This is a genomic window from Bacillus sp. JFL15 (genome assembly GCF_001184225.1).
Classification (GTDB): domain Bacteria; phylum Bacillota; class Bacilli; order Bacillales; family Bacillaceae; genus Bacillus; species Bacillus siamensis.
In genome coordinates this window covers 3444518-3460591 of sequence record NZ_KQ236689.1, presented here as the reverse complement: position 1 = coordinate 3460591, position 16074 = coordinate 3444518, and the positions used below count along the sequence as shown (strand labels likewise).

Below are 16074 nucleotides of genomic sequence, written 5' to 3'. Positions count from 1 at the left end.
TGTCATGACGAACCTATCTTGGCTTACATATGTAATGATCATCCTTGCCAGCTATCGGCTGACCCATTTAATTGTATTTGATAAGATTACCGAATTCATAAGAAAACCCTTTTTAAAGCAAGAAAAAACCATCGATCAAAACGGGCGCGCCGTCCAAAAAAAAGTCCCTTCCTCCGCATTCGGTTATATGCTGCAATGTTATTGGTGTGCGGGTGTCTGGTGCGCCATATTGATCGGCATCTGCTATTTGGTCTGGCCCCGCTATGCACATCCGGTTATTTTCATTTTGTCCATTGCCGGAGCGCAGGCCATTCTTGAAACCTGTGTCGGTGTCGGAACGAAGGTCATTGACGTGCTCGCCGCCATGAAACATAAAAAGTCCTGAAGCGTTTCAACCGCTTTAGGACTTTTTTCTTTTTTTTAGGCTGAGAAGAATAAAACAGGCTTTTTGATTCACCGCCCGGAATGCTTCGGAATACCGTAAAGCTGAAAGGGGGAAAAACATGAAAGGCTGCCGTTCCAGCATCATATGGTTTTTGGCCGTTTTACTGACAGCAGGCATCTTTACAGTCTCAGCACCGGAAAAAGCTGGCGGCACTCAGGCGAAGAGGGAAATGAGAGCCGTATGGATCGCGTCTGTCACCAATATCGACTGGCCCTCTAAAAAAGGGCTGTCACCCGATGAGCAAAAAAAAGAATACAGCAAGCTGCTGGATGACGTTCAGGCAATGGGGATGAACGCCGTGATCGTTCAAATTAAACCGACGGCTGATGCTTTTTATCCATCAGATTACGGTCCATGGTCAGAGTATTTGACAGGAACGCAAGGCAAAAATCCGGGCTACGATCCGCTTGCTTTTTTAGTTGAAGAGACACATAAACGGAATCTTGAATTCCACGCTTGGTTCAACCCTTACCGGATCACGATGAATCACACAAATTTGAATGCGCTTTCAGATGATCATCCCGCCCGTTCTCATCCGGACTGGGTCGCCGCATACGGAAATCAGCTGTATTATAATCCGGGCATTCCCGAAGTACGGCAATTTATAACGGATGGGATCAAAGAGGTGGTCAGCCGATATGACATTGATGCGGTTCATATGGATGACTATTTTTACCCTTATAAAATCGCCGGAAAGGAATTTCCCGATCAGGCGGCATACGAACGGTACGGAAAAGCTCACTTTGCATCAGTTGATGACTGGCGCAGGGATAACGTCAACCAGCTTGTAAAAGAGATCAATCAGGCCATTAAACGAGAAAAATCTTATGTCAAATTCGGAATCAGCCCATTCGGCGTATGGAGAAATGCCGCAGATGACCCGACAGGCTCCAAAACGGCCGCCGGAGTGCGGAACTACGATGACTTATACGCTGATACGAGAGAATGGATCCAAAAAGGATATATTGATTACATCGCACCGCAGATTTACTGGAGTATCGGCTTTAAAGCGGCGGCATATGACGTCTTAGCGGATTGGTGGGGCAATGAAGTGAAAAATCGTCCCGTGCATTTATATATCGGGCAGGCAGCTTATAAAATCAACAACAACGCTGATCCGCCTTGGGCCGATCCGGAGGAATACGGAAGACAGATTGCTCTTAACAGGGAATCAGCTTGGATTAAAGGCAGCATGCATTTCAGTTTAAAGGATCTGAACCGTAACCCGCTCGATGTGAAAAACCGCTTGATCAATGACATGTACAGCCGGCCCGCATTAATACCCGAGATGCCTTGGCTCGGACATTCCGCTTTAAAAAAACCGGCTGTCAAACGGGCGGAGAAGAACGCTTCAGGCAGTACACTCTATATCGAAGATGCGAAATCCAACGGTGAGAAAACGGCTTATTACGCCATTTACCGCGCAGAAAAGGGAAAGCAGCCTTATTTAATTGATACAGTCAGAAAAACAGCACCACGGACGCAGACATTTTCAGATACTGATATCCAGGCGAAAGGCGCCTGCACCTATATCGTTACTTCCGTTGACAGGCTTCACCATGAAAGCCGTCCTTCCGCAAAACGGACGGTTAAATAGCATTTCTAAACAAACTGACAGTTGCCGCGCTGTCAGTTTTTTTGCGGCGGATGAGTCCGAATGTTCAGACTTTATTTGGATGGAATGAATAAAGATCCCCATTAATAAAATGTAGAAAGCAGCAGAAGGAGGAAGGTTAATGAATTTTCAACTGACAAAAGAACAGCAGATGGTGCGCGAAATGGTCAGAGATTTCGCCAAAAATGAAATTGCCCCGAAAGCCCATGAGGTTGATCAATCAGCCGCCTTTCCGATAGACACATTTAAAAAAATGGGCGAACTCGGGCTTCTCGGAATTCCGTTTCCGGAAGAATACGGAGGAGCGGGCGGTGACACCATTTCCTATGCAGCGGCAGTTGAAGAAATCGGAAAAGCCTGCGGAAGCACGGGGCTGAGCTATGCGGCAGCCGTGTCACTCGGTGCAAGCCCATTGTACTATTTCGGTACTGAACAGCAAAAACAAGAACACCTTACTCCGCTAGCTTCCGGAAAAGCGCTCGGATCATTCGGATTGACGGAGCCGAATGCCGGTTCAGATGCCGGCGGAACACAGACAAAAGCCGAGAAAATGGGTGCTGACTATGTGATAAACGGAGAGAAATGCTGGATCACTAACGCCAATTATGCCCGCACGGTCATTGTCACCGCCGTTACGGGAAAGAACTCCGCCGGAAAACCGATCATTTCAGCTCTCATCGTCCCGACAGACACACCGGGATTTACGATCACAAGTCCGTACGACAAGATGGGTGTGAGAGGATCTGATACGGCCGAGCTTGTGCTGGAGGATGTCAGGGTGCCTGCCGACAACCTGCTCGGTGATCCTGAAAAAGGTTTCAAGCAATTTTTATATACATTAGACGGCGGACGGATTTCGATTGCGGCGCTGGCTGTCGGTATCGCTCAAGGAGCGTTGGAGGCGTCGCTGTCATATGCGAAGGAACGCAAGCAGTTCGGAAGCCCGATATCGTCATTTCAAGCCATCCAATTTAAGCTCGCTGACATGGCGATGGAAATTGACCTTGCCAGACAAATGGTGCTTAAAGCGGCCTGGCTGAAGGATCAAAACCTGCCATTTACGAAAGAAGCGGCATTCGCCAAGCTCTATGCTTCAGAAATGGCCGTCAGAACATGCCTTCAGGCCATCCAAATTCACGGCGGTTCCGGCTATATGAAGGAGTGCGGTGTCGAACGCATGCTTCGTGACGCAAAGCTGATGGAGATTGGCGAAGGAACGTCAGAAATTCAAAGAATGGTCATTGCAAGACAGCTCTTGAAGTGAAATGAAAACGTTTACCAAAACAAGAATGGAAGGAAGCAGGTCATATGGCTGAACTTATCCATTTAACAGCAGGAAAGCTGCTTGAGCGGACCGCGGAGCTTTTTCCGGATCATGAAGCGGTTGTTTACCCTGAGCGCGGCCTTCGTTATACGTATGCGGAGTTTGACCGGTTATGTCGGCAAACCGCAAAAGGGCTGATGAAGCTGGGAGTTGAAAAAGGAGATCATGTGGCCATATGGGCATCCAACATACCGGAATGGCTCGCGGCGCAATTTGCAACGGCGAAAATCGGCGCCGTCCTGGTCACCATCAATACGAATTTTCAAATCGCAGAGCTCGATTACCTGCTGACACATTCAGACGTCACGTCCCTGATTATCATGGATTCATACAGGCAGACATCTTATGTTGAAATGGTGAATAAGCTGATTCCGGAGCTGAAAACTTGTGAGCGCGGCAGGCTGTGTTCGAAACGGTATCCCTTTTTACGGACGGTGTTATATATCGGTGATCAAAGACCGCCCGGCATGCACCGGTGGGATTCTTTGCTGAAGGGTGCCGAGTCTGTAACGGATGCAGCGCTTAACGGAAGGATGGACAGCCTGGATAAGGATGATTGCATTCAAATGCAATATACATCGGGTACGACCGGATTTCCGAAAGGTGTCATGCTCTCACATTTTAATATCGTCAATAACGCGGCCAATATCGCAGAGTGCATGAAGCTTACCCCAAGTGACCGTTTATGCATTCCCGTGCCGTTTTTCCACTGCTTCGGGTGTGTGCTCGGCGTGCTGGCATGTGTTTCCGCGGGTGCAGCGATGATCCCGATTGAACAGTTTTCTCCGCCGGCCGTTCTGAAAACGGTGGAGCAAGAAGCCTGCACGGCTCTGCACGGTGTGCCGACGATGTTTATCGCCCTCCTAAATGACAGCCGTTTTTCTGAATATGATCTTTCTCACGTCCGAACCGGAATTATGGCCGGCTCGCCATGTCCGGCGGAAGTCATGAAAGAAGTGATCGGCAAAATGGGGATGACCGGCATTACCATTGCCTACGGACAGACCGAAGCATCACCTGTCATTACGCAGACAAGAACGGATGATCCGTTTGAAAGAAGAGTGGAAACAGCCGGGCGGGCGCTTCCTCATATCGAAATCAAAATCGTTCGGCCCGGAACATCCGAGGAGGCCGCCCGGGGCGAACAGGGAGAGCTCTGCACCCGCGGATATCATGTCATGAAAGGCTATTATAAAAATCAAGAAGCGACCGAAGAAGCGATAGACAAAGACGGCTGGCTGCATACGGGTGATTTGGCGGTCATGGATGAAGACGGGTACTGCAAAATCACGGGCCGTCTGAAAGACATGCTGATAAGAGGCGGCGAAAATATCTATCCCCGGGAGATTGAAGAAATGTTATATCGGCATCCCGCAGTAGCAGACGTTCAAGTTGTCGGCGTGCCTGATCCGAAATACGGAGAAGAAGCCGCGGCGTGGATCAGGCTCAAAGACGGACAAACCGCTTCCACAGAAGACATCAGAACCTTTTGCATAGAACATATCGCCCGCTACAAAGTCCCCCGGTATGTGTTATTCACAGATGAATATCCCATGACAGCCTCAGGAAAAATTCAGAAATTCAAGCTGCGGGAAAAAACGATTGAAGAGCTCAAGTTAACTTAATGAAAAAGGAGTGCTTCACATTTGTTCACAAAAATCCTGATTGCCAACAGAGGAGAAATCGCCTTACGAATTATCCGCACCTGCAAACGTCTCGGCATTCCCTCGGCAGCTGTCTATTCAGAAGCCGATCAGAATGCGCTCCATGTAAAAGCGGCAGATGAGGCCTATCCGATCGGTAAATCGAGAGTAAATGAAAGCTATTTACATATCGACAGAATCATAGAAGCCGCTAAAGCCGCCGGAGCAGACGCCATTCACCCCGGCTACGGACTGCTGTCAGAAAACAGTTCGTTCGCCGAACGCTGCCGGAAGGAACAAATCACGTTTATCGGCCCGCCCGGTGACATCATCGCCAAGATGGGCAGCAAGATAGAAGCCCGAAAAACGATGCAAAAAGCAAAGGTCCCGATCGTTCCCGGTGTTTCAGAACCGTTGCCCGATGTACACTCGGCTTTAGCCGAGGCCCGCGCCATCGGCTTTCCGGTCATGCTGAAAGCGTCCGCTGGAGGCGGCGGAATCGGCATGCAGATCGTACATTCAGAAGAAGAGCTGGCCAAAGCGTTTGAAGGCAATCAAAAGCGGGCTGCATCCTTTTTCGGAGACGGCGCGATGTATATGGAAAAAGTCATTGAAAACGCCCGTCATATTGAAATTCAGATTCTCGCAGATTCTTTCGGCAATACCGTTCATCTGTTTGAACGTGACTGTTCAGTGCAAAGGCGCCATCAAAAAGTGATAGAAGAAGCGCCGTCCCCGTTTGTTGATGATGAATTAAGACAAAGACTCGGCGAAACCGCCGTTAAAGCCGCTAAATCGATCGGCTACCAAAATGCGGGCACCATAGAGTTTCTCGTCGACCAAAAGAAACAAATCTATTTCTTAGAAATGAATACAAGACTGCAGGTAGAGCATCCGGTGACAGAAGAAATTACAGGATTGGATCTTGTGGAAGAACAGCTGAAAATTGCCGCGGGTCAGCCGCTGACTTTTTCACAGAAAGACATCACACATCACGGGCATGCGATCGAAGTGCGGATTTATGCGGAAGATCCGGTCACCTTTTATCCGTCACCCGGCACCATCTCGTCTTTCTCCGTATTACGGCATCCGTCAGTGAGACACGAATGCGCCGTTGAAAAGGGAAGCACCATTTCTCCGTTTTACGATCCGATGATTGCCAAAATGATCGTCACGGCGAATACGAGAAAACAAGCCATTGAACAACTGAAAACCGCTCTTGGCGAATACCATGTAGAAGGGATTAAAACCAATATTCCCCTGCTGTCAAAGATTGCCCATTCAGAAGCGTTTGAAAAGGGTGAAGCGACAACCGGATTTTTACAAACCATGAACGGGGAGGCGTCCAAATGAGTGAGATAAAAATTCAGATGGCAGGAAATCTATGGAAAATTCATGTAAAACCGGGCGATGTCATCGAAAAAGGACAGGAAGTAGCTGTCTTGGAATCAATGAAAATGGAAATTCCGATTATTGCTGATGTATCCGGAACGGTGAAAGAAGTGAGAAAAGCAGAAGGTGATTTCACCGATGAAGGAGAGGTCCTGATTGAGCTCCAATAAAACGGGAGGTGCAGAATGAACTGTCCGAAGCATGTCCGCATCAACGAAGTGGGACCCCGTGACGGCCTGCAGAATGAGTCCGCGTGGGTGGATACAGAAGATAAGATTGAGTGGATCAATATGCTTTCAAAAACAGGACTTTCCTATATCGAAGTGACTTCATTCGTGAATCCGAGGTGGATTCCGGCGCTGCGTGACAGTCTGGACGTTGCAAAGGGAATTGCCAGAACAGAACATACAGTATACGCGGCTCTCGTTCCAAACCTCATCGGGCTGGAGCATGCGGCAGAAGGCAGAATTGATCAAGCCTGTGTGTTTTTATCAGCAAGCGAAACCCATAACCAAAAAAACGTCAACAAACCGATTGACCGGACCGTTCAAGAGCTCAGGCAGGTCATTTCTGAAGCAAAATCTGAAAACATGGCAACGAGAGCTTATCTTTCCACCGTATTCGGATGCCCGTATGAACAAAACGTACCGATCGAACAAGTCATCCGGCTCACAGACACGCTTCTTGAAATGGGCGTTGATGAATTATCACTCGGCGACACAATCGGCGCGGCGAACCCCTTGCAGGTCATAGCCGTGCTTGAAGCTCTTTTACCGAGAATTCCCGCCTCAAAAATCGCACTCCATTTCCATGATACAAGAGGCACGGCTCTTGCAAATATCATTCCCGCTCTTGATATGGGGATTACATCCTTTGATACCTCCTCAGGCGGGCTTGGCGGCTGTCCGTATGCTCCGGGATCAGCAGGAAACGCCGCCACAGAAGACGTCATTTATATGCTTGAACAAATGGGGATTGATACCGGGACGGACATGAATAAACTACTTGAAGCCGCCGGCTGGATCGGGGATAAAATCGGCAAAGACCTGCCAAGCAGAAACCTGCAGGTCTTCAGAACGAAATGAGAGAGAGGAGAAGCCATGGGAGATTGTGTATTGTTTTCCGTCTGTCAAGAAACAATCGGCCTGATCATGCTGAACCGCCCGCATGCGGCCAACTCACTGTCATCAGAAATGATTGATGATTTACAGCGTGTGATTACAGACATCAAAAATTCGCCATCCATTCGCTGTGTCATTCTCACCGGCTTCGGAAACACATTCTGCGCTGGTGCTGATTTAAAAGAAAGAGCGGGGATGAATCATGAACAAGTCAAACAAAGCGTCAGGCGTATCGGTGAAACCGCCGCCTCAATTGAAGCACTCCCGCAGCCGGCCATTGCAGCGCTGAATGGAACGGCAGTCGGCGGCGGACTTGAACTCGCCCTCGCTTGCGATATCAGAATCGCCGCCAGCCGGGCGGGCCTCGGCCTCCCTGAAACAGGCCTTGCGATCATACCCGGGGCGGGCGGAACACAGAGACTGCCTAGGCTTATCGGACCCGGTGCGGCAAAAGAGTTGATCTACACCGGCCGGAGGCTCACGGCCCAAGAGGGAAAAGACATAAAGCTGGTCGAGCATGTATGTGAAACCGAAGAACTTTTGGAAAAAGCAAAAGCACTGGCCGGCCGCATCGCCGCCAATGGGCCGATCGCCGTCAGACAAGCAAAATTCGCGATAAACAAGGGGCTGGAGACTGATCTCAATACAGGGCTCGAAATCGAACGAAAAGCATATGCACAAGTCATCCCGACACTTGACAGAGAAGAGGGGCTGCGCGCTTTTAAAGAAAAAAGACCCCCTGAATACAAAGGAAAATAAAACATGGAGGGACTCGGATGGATTACGAAAAAGAACGGCAGACACGCAGCAAAACGATTGAAAAGGGAGGAGCCGCGAAATATCACGCAAGCAATGAAAAGAAGGGAAAACTTTTTGTAAGAGACAGGCTGAAACTTTTATTCGATGACGGCATATCCGTTGAAGACGCTTTTTTCGCCGAGTGCATGTCAGACGGACTGCCGGCTGACGGGGTCGTTACCGGGATCGGAACCATCGGCGGCAGAACCGTTTGTGTGATGGCAAACGACTCAACCGTAAAGGCGGGCTCGTGGGGCGCGAAGACGGTGGAAAAAATCATCCGCATTCAGGAAACGGCTGAAAAACTGCAGTGTCCGCTTCTGTACTTAGTCGATTCAGCAGGTGCAAGAATTACCGATCAGGTCGACATGTTCCCGGGCAGAAGGGGAGCCGGCCGCATTTTTTATAATCAAGTAAAGCTGTCGGGACGCATACCGCAAATCTGTTTATTGTTCGGTCCTTCCGCTGCGGGCGGCGCTTACATTCCTGCCTTTTGCGACATTGTTATTATGGTTGAAGGCAATGCATCCATGTACTTAGGCTCTCCGCGCATGGCGGAAATGGTAATCGGCGAAAAGGTATCGCTTGAAGAAATGGGCGGCGCCCGTATGCATTGTTCCGTATCAGGCTGCGGTGATCTCCTCGCCCGGACGGAACAGGAAGCAATCACGATGGCGCGGACATATCTCAGCTACTTTCCGGCAAATTATACGGAAAAAGCGCCTGTCAGCGAATCCAAGAACCCGAAAGATTTTGAAAAACCGCTCTCAGATGTCATTCCGGCACATCAAAACGCACCGTTCAACATGCTGGATTTAATTGAACGTGTCATCGATGAAGACTCTTTTTTTGAGATTAAACCGTTATTTGCGCAGGAATTAATAACGGGACTTGCGCGGATTCACGGACAGCCGGTCGGCATTATCGCCAACCAGCCGCGTGTCAAAGGCGGGGTTTTATTTCTCGATTCGGCGGATAAAGCCGCAAAATTCATCGCTTTGTGCGATGCATTTCATATTCCGCTTCTGTTTTTGGCAGACATCCCCGGATTTATGATCGGAACGAAGGTTGAGCAGGCGGGCATCATCAGGCATGGCGCGAAAATGATCTCAGCAATGGCGGAAGCGACTGTTCCGAAGCTTTCTGTTATTGTCAGAAAAGCCTACGGTGCGGGATTATATGCGATGGCGGGCCCGGCTTTTGAACCGGACTGCTGCTTAGCGCTTCCGACTGCGCAAATTGCCGTAATGGGGCCAGAAGCAGCAGTAAATGCGGTCTACGCAAACAAAATCAGCGAACTCGCTCCAGAAGAAAGGCCGGCTTTTATTCAGGAAAAGCGAGATGAATACAAGGAAGACATTAACCTTTACCGTCTTGCCTCTGAAATGGTGATTGACGGCATCGTTCCCGCTGATTCCTTGCGGGACGAACTCAATAAACGCCTCACTGCTTACATGTCTAAACAACTGACTTTCACACACCGGAAACACCCCGTATACCCGGTATAAATAAAAAAGACCGCATAGATCCGGCCCGCGGCCGTTCTTCTATGCAGTCTTTTTTTCATAGTCTTGATCTCATCTTTTTCACGACAAAATAAACAACAATAAATACAAGAGCCAATATAATGATCGGAGTCGTGTACATTCCGGCATAGCTGTCTACATCTTTCCACTGTCCGCCGAGCTGATACCCGAGATAAACGAAAATGACAGACCACGGAATAATCGCAAGCGTCGTCAAGGTGACAAACTTGGAAAGCGGCATTTTCGCGAGGCCGGCCGGGATGGAAATCGCGTGTCTGACGACCGGGATAAACCGGGCCGAGAAAACTACACCCGCACCGTAACGGCGAAACCAGTTTTCGGCAACATCAATATGATGCTTTTTCAGCAGCAAGTACTTGCCGTACTTGTCCAAAAACGGCCGCCCCCCATAACGGGCGATCCAGTAAATAAAGCACTGCGCGATCGTTCCCCCGATCACGCCGGCGATAACGGCGCCGATAAAACTGATCGTGCCTTCTGACACCATATAGCCTCCATAGGCCAAAACGATTTCACTCGGAATGATTTCGATCATTAATCCGAGCGCAATCCCGAAATAGCCCATACTTGTCAGCCAGGATAATATTTCACTAATAAAATTGCCCACACTGTTCACAACCTCTTTATCTTTTTACCCAATTATATGACTGATTGACAAGCAAAATGGTTACAAATTATTTTTTAATGCACGTTTTCTTCAGATTCTCTTTTTAACACCTCTTCTAAATAAGCTAAGAGTTTCGGTCTCATTTCCTTCCGCAGCAGCCCGATCTCCGTGCCGGCCTTAAAACAGCCGAGCTTGTCGCCTATATCAAACCGTCTTCCTTCGAGCTCCCGCGCATAGATACTTTGGGTGCGGCACACTTCGCGCAGCGCGTCTGTCAATTGAATTTCGTTGCCTGCGCCTCTTCCGATCGTCTTCAGCGCTTTAAAAATGGCAGGGGTTAATATGTAACGGCCCATCACGGCGATGTGAGAGGGCGCCTTTTCAACAGCCGGCTTTTCAATCAGATCCTCAACCTGGTACACATGACCGTTCTGCTGCCCCGTCTGTATAATACCATATTTGCTGACATCGGCGGGATCGACGGGCTGTACGCCGATCGTTTCTGTGCCGTGTTGGTTATAGACGTCTATGAGCTGCGAGAGCGCGGGAGTGTCAGATACCATAATATCATCACCTAAGAGAACGGCAAAAGGCTCTTCTCCGATAAAATGCTCCGCACACAGCACCGCATGACCTAAGCCGAGCGGCTCTTTTTGGCGGATGTAATGAATATTGGCCAATTCGGCAATCTGCTGCATTTCCTTCAGCATCTCCGTCTTGCCTTTTTCCCGCAGGTTGAATTCCAATTCCGCCGACCGGTCAAAATGATCTTCAATCGAGCGCTTATTTCTCCCTGTAATAATCAGAATATCTTCAATCCCTGACTCGGCGGCCTCTTCTACGATATATTGGATTGCCGGTTTGTCAACGATCGGCAGCATTTCTTTCGGCTGCGCCTTTGTCGCCGGCAGAAATCTCGTTCCTAAACCCGCTGCGGGAATGACCGCTTTTCTCACTTTTTTTCTCATTCATCTTCACTCCTGATCCTGTATGTTTTTCAGCGAATCTCCGAATACCCAGATTCGGTTTCCGATAAAATTCATCATCATTCCGCCGATAGTGGCGGCGAGCTTACTCACCAAAAGCGAACAGCCGCCTTTTTGAAATGCGTACAGCAGCAAAAAGGTGATCCCCGATGCGGCAAGATTAATGATAAGAAAGCGCACGATCTCTTTCCCGTCAGCCTTGCGCTTTACACGAAACGTCCAATTCCGGTTCCACACATAGCTGTTGATCATTCCGGCCGAATAGGAGCAGATCTGTGCCGGCAGATAAGGGACACGGCAGGCGGTAAGCAGAAAGAAGACCCCAAAATCGATCAGCGTATTGCCGGCCCCGACCGTACAGAAACGGCCTAATGTCTTTATTTTTCCTTTCAGCATAACGGTGACCTCCCCTCTAATAAAATGCGGATGGCTGTCCTATTTGTTGATATCGATTACTTTAGCGGACAGCGTTGAAAAAACAATGACTAAAATATGAACAAAACATGAAAACGTTAAGTTAACAGATTGATAGTTTGGGTTGACATATTTCAAGAGGAGCACTAATATTCTGTATAAGTGTTAACCTTTAATTATTTTGGTTAACATTATTTTTCAAGGCAAGAGAAAGGAGGGGAAAGGAATGGAGGAAGAAACATATTACAGCGTCAGAATGAGAGCTTCCCGAAACGCCCCTCATGAACAGGGCGGGAAACACATTTCCGGCGGAGAACGGCTTATCACTTACAGCGGAATACAGGAAGCGGTGAATGGCTTATTACATAAAGGCTTCTCGCATTCAAGAGGGACGCCTGATTTTATGCAGATCCAGCTTGAAAGCGTCAATGAACCGATCAAAACGATCCGCCCTTTGCCGATTACCGTACATCAAACAGATACGGCAGAGAAAGGACAAGCAATCGCCCGGACGCTTTTGCAAAAAGCAGGGATTCCTCCGTGCATGATAGAGAAAGCCTATCAAAACATCGTGGAATATGCAGAAGCAAGAGGAGCGGTCCTGTTTGACATCCGGACAGGAAAACGCGTTGACGGCAGAAGAGAAAGAGGTGTGCGGGTATCCCGAATGGATTGGCCGGCACACGATTTTCAAAAATGGGCTTTAGATCACAACATGCCGGAAAATTCACGAATCAAAGAAGCACATGCCATCGCGGCAAAGGTTTGCGCGCATCCGGGAATCATAGCTGAAGTGTGCTGGTCAGATGACCCTGATTACATAACGGGCTACGTTGCCTCAAAAGAGCTGGGCTATCAGCGGATTACCAAGATGAAGAATGACGGCGATGAGAGCGGCTGCCGGATTTTCTTTACAGATGGAATCACAGATACAGAGAGCTGTATCCATTTTTTAGAGAAACAGCCTGTATTCATTCAGCGGGAGGGGAACATATGAAACAATCAATGATTGAAAAAAGCAAAAAGCATCTTTGGCTGCCTTTCACACAAATGAAAGATTACGATGAGGATCCGTTAATAATTGAAAGCGGAAACGGAATCATGCTGAAAGACACAAGCGGCAAAGAATACTATGACGGCTTTTCCTCAGTATGGCTCAATGTACACGGCCACCGCAAAAAAGAAATAGATGAGGCGATTCAACAACAGCTTAAAAAAATCGCTCATTCGACCTTGCTGGGCATGACGAATGTTCCCGCGACAGAACTTGCCGAGATGCTGACGGGCATTGCACCTGAAAATCTGACACGTGTTTTTTACTCTGACAGCGGAGCGGAAGCAATGGAAATCGCTCTGAAAATGGCCTTTCAATACTGGAAAAACATAGGGAGGCCCAAAAAGCAGACATTCATTTCGATGCAGAACGGCTATCACGGCGATACGATCGGAGCGGTCAGCGTCGGTTCTATTGAACTCTTTCACCATGTATACGGCCCGCTGATGTTTGAAAGCTACAAAGCGCCGATTCCTTACGTATACAGATCTGAAAGCGGCGACCCCGTACAGTGCCGGGATGAATGTCTGAACGCGCTCGAACAACTGCTCGCAAAGCATCACGAAGAGATTGCCGCACTTACGATTGAATCGATGGTGCAAGGCGCATCCGGCATGATCGTCATGCCTGAAGGTTTTCTGGCAGGCGTACGAAAGCTGTGTACGGCATATGATGTGTTAATGATCGTTGACGAAGTGGCGACGGGGTTCGGCCGCACCGGAAAAATGTTTGCCTGTGAGCATGAAAATGTCCAGCCGGACTTGATGGCGGCAGGGAAAGGAATTACGGGAGGCTATTTGCCGATCGCTGTGACGTTTGCCACAGAAGCCATTTATAAAGCCTTCTACGATGACTACGACAAAATGAAAACATTTTTCCACGGCCACTCCTATACAGGAAATCAGCTGGGCTGTGCCGCGGCAATTGAAAATCTCCGTTTATTTGAATCAGAGCGCATCGTTGAACAAGTTGCCGAAAAATCAAAAACGGCAGCGATGTTTCTTCATGATCTGAAGCAGCTTCCTCATGTCGGCGATGTCCGCCAGCTCGGTTTCATGTGCGGCATAGAGCTCGTGCAGGATAAGGGGACAAAACAGCCTTACCCGCCTGAAAAGCGTGTTGGATATAAGGTGTCTTTGAAAATGAGAGAGCTCGGTATGCTGACGAGGCCGCTCGGAGACGTAATCGCCTTTCTTCCGCCGCTCGCCAGCACGACTGATCAGTTAAAAGCCATGATCTCCATTATGAAAGAAGCGATAGCCGAGGTGACCGGCCGTGGATTTTGACGGATGGCTCTTCGAAAGGCTCGATGCGGTGAAAAGAGACGGGCTGTATCGGACGCTGCGGAAACAGGAAACCGCTCTCAAAAACAAAGGGGAAAAGATCTGGGCATCCAATGACTATTTAGGCCTGTCTAAAGATGAGCGCCTGATCACAGCCGCGCAAACGGCGCTAAACTGCTTCGGAGCAGGAAGCAGCGGTTCCCGGTTAACGACAGGAAATACTTTCTGGCATGAAACACTTGAACAAACAATCGCAGATTTTAAACAGACGGAAGCTGCTTTATTGTTTTCCAGCGGTTACTTGGCGAATATAGGCGTGCTTGCTTCACTGCCGCAAAAAGGCGATGTCATTTTAAGCGATCAATTGAACCATGCGAGCATTGTTGACGGCTGCCGTTTATCGAAAGCGGAAACCATCGTGTACCGCCATATTGATATGGCTGATCTTGAGGAAAAACTTGCCTCCGTCCAGTCCAGGAACCGCCGCTTTATCGTCACGGACGGCGTCTTCAGCATGGACGGCACCATTGCGCCTCTTGACCGCATAATGGCGCTTGCAAAGCAGTATCAGGCATTTGTGATAGCAGATGACGCGCATGCAACCGGTGTACTCGGGGAAAACGGCGGGGGAACCAGTGAATATTTTGGTGTTTGTCCTGATGTTGTCATCGGCACGTTAAGTAAAGCGGTCGGAACGGAAGGAGGTTTTGCCGCGGGGTCAAACATTTTCATTGATTTTTTGCTGAATCATGCGCGGACGTTTATTTTTCAGACGGCCCTTCCGCCGTCAATTTGTGCGGCTTCCCATACGGCATTTGACATCATATCAGATATGTACGATACGCGCTGTGAACTGCTGTCGTCTGTCAAAACGATCAAAACCCGTCTGGCCGATATGGGTTTTACCGTAAGAGGCGGAGATACACCAATCATCGCCGTCATCATCGGTGATGCAAAAACAGCGGTTTCAGTTGCTGCACTGCTGGAGAAAAAGGGAATCTGCGCCCCGGCCATCCGCCCGCCATCCGTTCCTGACGGTGAAAGCAGAATCAGGCTGACCGTCACGGCGGACCGCAGCTTACAGGACATAGATGGGCTTACAGAAGCATTTGATTCCATTAGAAAAGAGCTGAATATAAACAAATGAGAAGTTTTTTTGTCACAGGAACAGATACGGGCGTCGGAAAAACTATCGTCTCTTGCGGACTAGCCGCGGCATTCAGGCAGAAACGTGCGGATGTCGGAGTGTTTAAGCCGTTTTTAAGCGGGGTGCCGCGGACTCATCCGGAAAGTGACACCTCGCTGTTGAAAAACATGTCACAAACCGCACTGTCTCATGAAGAGATTACGCCATTTGAATGGAAAGAGCCGCTTGCACCGTACACGGCCGCCATGCTTGAAGGAAAATCCGTGAGCATAGAAGAGGTCACGGCCCACTGGAGAAAGATCAAAAATCGTCATGAGTGTTTCATCGTCGAAGGGGCAGGCGGCATTTCCGTCCCGCTTGGTGAAAATTACTTAGTCAGTCATCTGATAAAAGCCTTGGAACTGCCGGCAGTGATTGTGGCCAGGCCTGATCTCGGAACCATCAACCACACGTATTTAACCGTTGAATATGCGAAAAAAATGGGGATAGAGGTTCTCGGCATCATTATCAACGGCGTAAAGAGCCGGCCGGGGCTGGACGAAAAGACAAACCCGAGCATCATTGAAACCTTATGCAAAGTTCCGATTTTAGGAATGACACCGAAGCTGGATCACGTTTCAGCAGAAAACATTCAACACATGATTGAGAAACATGTAGATGTTTCCTCTTTCATGAATCTGACACAAATGGGGAGATAA

The 16074-nt window shown here is 48.9% G+C and carries 14 protein-coding genes and 2 pseudogenes; 13 read left to right on the top strand and 3 right to left on the bottom strand.

Annotated features, from left to right (window positions below):
• Positions 1-4 precede the first annotated feature (4 nt).
• The 9 genes and pseudogenes from AD710_RS16955 to AD710_RS16915 all read left to right on the top strand — a co-directional run bounded on the left by AD710_RS16955 (position 5) and on the right by AD710_RS16915 (position 9846).
• Positions 5-385 (top strand): DUF1360 domain-containing protein, encoded by a 381-nt coding sequence (locus tag AD710_RS16955; RefSeq protein WP_045927036.1) that lies wholly within the window; start codon positions 5-7, stop codon positions 383-385.
• 118 nt (positions 386-503) lie between these two features.
• Positions 504-2042, top strand: a complete 1539-nt coding sequence (locus AD710_RS16950) for a glycoside hydrolase family 10-like protein (RefSeq protein WP_049628581.1) — start codon at positions 504-506, stop codon at positions 2040-2042.
• Between the two features lie 139 nt (positions 2043-2181).
• On the top strand, positions 2182-3324 hold the full coding sequence (locus tag AD710_RS16945; protein WP_049628580.1) for an acyl-CoA dehydrogenase family protein: 1143 nt from the start codon (positions 2182-2184) through the stop codon (positions 3322-3324).
• Between the two features lie 32 nt (positions 3325-3356).
• Positions 3357-5009 (top strand): annotated as a pseudogene (locus tag AD710_RS16940) (AMP-binding protein); the annotation flags it as partial.
• Positions 5010-5030: 21 nt separating this feature from the next.
• On the top strand, positions 5031-6380 hold the full coding sequence (locus AD710_RS16935) for an acetyl-CoA carboxylase biotin carboxylase subunit (RefSeq protein ID WP_049628578.1): 1350 nt from the start codon (positions 5031-5033) through the stop codon (positions 6378-6380).
• A complete protein-coding gene (locus AD710_RS16930; protein WP_016935929.1) occupies positions 6377-6589 on the top strand; it encodes an acetyl-CoA carboxylase biotin carboxyl carrier protein subunit in 213 nt (70 codons plus the stop codon). The genes AD710_RS16935 and AD710_RS16930 overlap by 4 nt, the downstream gene beginning before the upstream one ends.
• A 15-nt stretch (positions 6590-6604) precedes the next feature.
• Complete coding sequence (locus AD710_RS16925; RefSeq protein ID WP_045927042.1) at positions 6605-7504, top strand: hydroxymethylglutaryl-CoA lyase; 900 nt, start codon at positions 6605-6607, stop codon at positions 7502-7504.
• Positions 7505-7519: 15 nt separating this feature from the next.
• Positions 7520-8299, top strand: coding sequence for an enoyl-CoA hydratase (locus tag AD710_RS16920; RefSeq protein WP_049628577.1), 780 nt, complete (start codon positions 7520-7522; stop codon positions 8297-8299).
• 17 nt (positions 8300-8316) lie between these two features.
• Positions 8317-9846, top strand: a complete 1530-nt coding sequence (locus AD710_RS16915; RefSeq protein ID WP_049628576.1) for an acyl-CoA carboxylase subunit beta — start codon at positions 8317-8319, stop codon at positions 9844-9846.
• A 55-nt stretch (positions 9847-9901) separates the two neighbouring features.
• Here the strand turns inward: AD710_RS16915 and AD710_RS16910 are convergent, their stop codons facing one another.
• The 3 genes and pseudogenes from AD710_RS16910 to AD710_RS16900 form a co-directional block, all read right to left on the bottom strand.
• Positions 9902-10492, bottom strand: coding sequence for an undecaprenyl phosphate transporter UptA (locus AD710_RS16910; protein ID WP_016935933.1), 591 nt, complete (start codon positions 10490-10492; stop codon positions 9902-9904).
• Positions 10493-10566: 74 nt separating this feature from the next.
• Positions 10567-11460, bottom strand: coding sequence for a UTP--glucose-1-phosphate uridylyltransferase GalU (gene galU, locus AD710_RS16905; protein ID WP_049628575.1), 894 nt, complete (start codon positions 11458-11460; stop codon positions 10567-10569).
• A gap of 6 nt (positions 11461-11466) precedes the next feature.
• A pseudogene (locus tag AD710_RS16900) lies at positions 11467-11927 on the bottom strand (GtrA family protein).
• Positions 11928-12118: 191 nt separating this feature from the next.
• Here AD710_RS16900 and AD710_RS16895 point away from each other — a divergent pair.
• The 4 genes from AD710_RS16895 to bioD are packed head-to-tail and all read left to right on the top strand — an operon-like array spanning position 12119 to position 16074.
• A complete protein-coding gene (locus tag AD710_RS16895; protein WP_049628573.1) occupies positions 12119-12889 on the top strand; it encodes a 6-carboxyhexanoate--CoA ligase in 771 nt (256 codons plus the stop codon).
• Positions 12886-14232 (top strand): adenosylmethionine--8-amino-7-oxononanoate transaminase, encoded by a 1347-nt coding sequence (gene bioA / locus AD710_RS16890; RefSeq protein ID WP_049628572.1) that lies wholly within the window; start codon positions 12886-12888, stop codon positions 14230-14232. Before AD710_RS16895 ends, bioA begins: the two co-directional genes overlap by 4 nt.
• Positions 14222-15376, top strand: a complete 1155-nt coding sequence (gene bioF, locus AD710_RS16885; protein ID WP_049628571.1) for an 8-amino-7-oxononanoate synthase — start codon at positions 14222-14224, stop codon at positions 15374-15376. Before bioA ends, bioF begins: the two co-directional genes overlap by 11 nt.
• Positions 15373-16074 (top strand): dethiobiotin synthase, encoded by a 702-nt coding sequence (gene bioD, locus AD710_RS16880; protein WP_049628570.1) that lies wholly within the window; start codon positions 15373-15375, stop codon positions 16072-16074. Before bioF ends, bioD begins: the two co-directional genes overlap by 4 nt.

Coding starts and splice junctions, on each gene's coding strand:
- AD710_RS16955 (WP_045927036.1), top strand. CDS start 5: ATGACGAACCTATCTTGGCTTACATATGTAATGATCATCCTTGCCAGC.
- AD710_RS16950 (WP_049628581.1), top strand. CDS start 504: ATGAAAGGCTGCCGTTCCAGCATCATATGGTTTTTGGCCGTTTTACTG.
- AD710_RS16945 (WP_049628580.1), top strand. CDS start 2,182: ATGAATTTTCAACTGACAAAAGAACAGCAGATGGTGCGCGAAATGGTC.
- AD710_RS16930 (WP_016935929.1), top strand. CDS start 6,377: ATGAGTGAGATAAAAATTCAGATGGCAGGAAATCTATGGAAAATTCAT.
- AD710_RS16925 (WP_045927042.1), top strand. CDS start 6,605: ATGAACTGTCCGAAGCATGTCCGCATCAACGAAGTGGGACCCCGTGAC.
- AD710_RS16920 (WP_049628577.1), top strand. CDS start 7,520: ATGGGAGATTGTGTATTGTTTTCCGTCTGTCAAGAAACAATCGGCCTG.
- AD710_RS16915 (WP_049628576.1), top strand. CDS start 8,317: ATGGATTACGAAAAAGAACGGCAGACACGCAGCAAAACGATTGAAAAG.
- galU (WP_049628575.1), bottom strand. CDS start 11,460: ATGAGAAAAAAAGTGAGAAAAGCGGTCATTCCCGCAGCGGGTTTAGGA.
- AD710_RS16895 (WP_049628573.1), top strand. CDS start 12,119: ATGGAGGAAGAAACATATTACAGCGTCAGAATGAGAGCTTCCCGAAAC.
- bioA (WP_049628572.1), top strand. CDS start 12,886: ATGAAACAATCAATGATTGAAAAAAGCAAAAAGCATCTTTGGCTGCCT.
- bioD (WP_049628570.1), top strand. CDS start 15,373: ATGAGAAGTTTTTTTGTCACAGGAACAGATACGGGCGTCGGAAAAACT.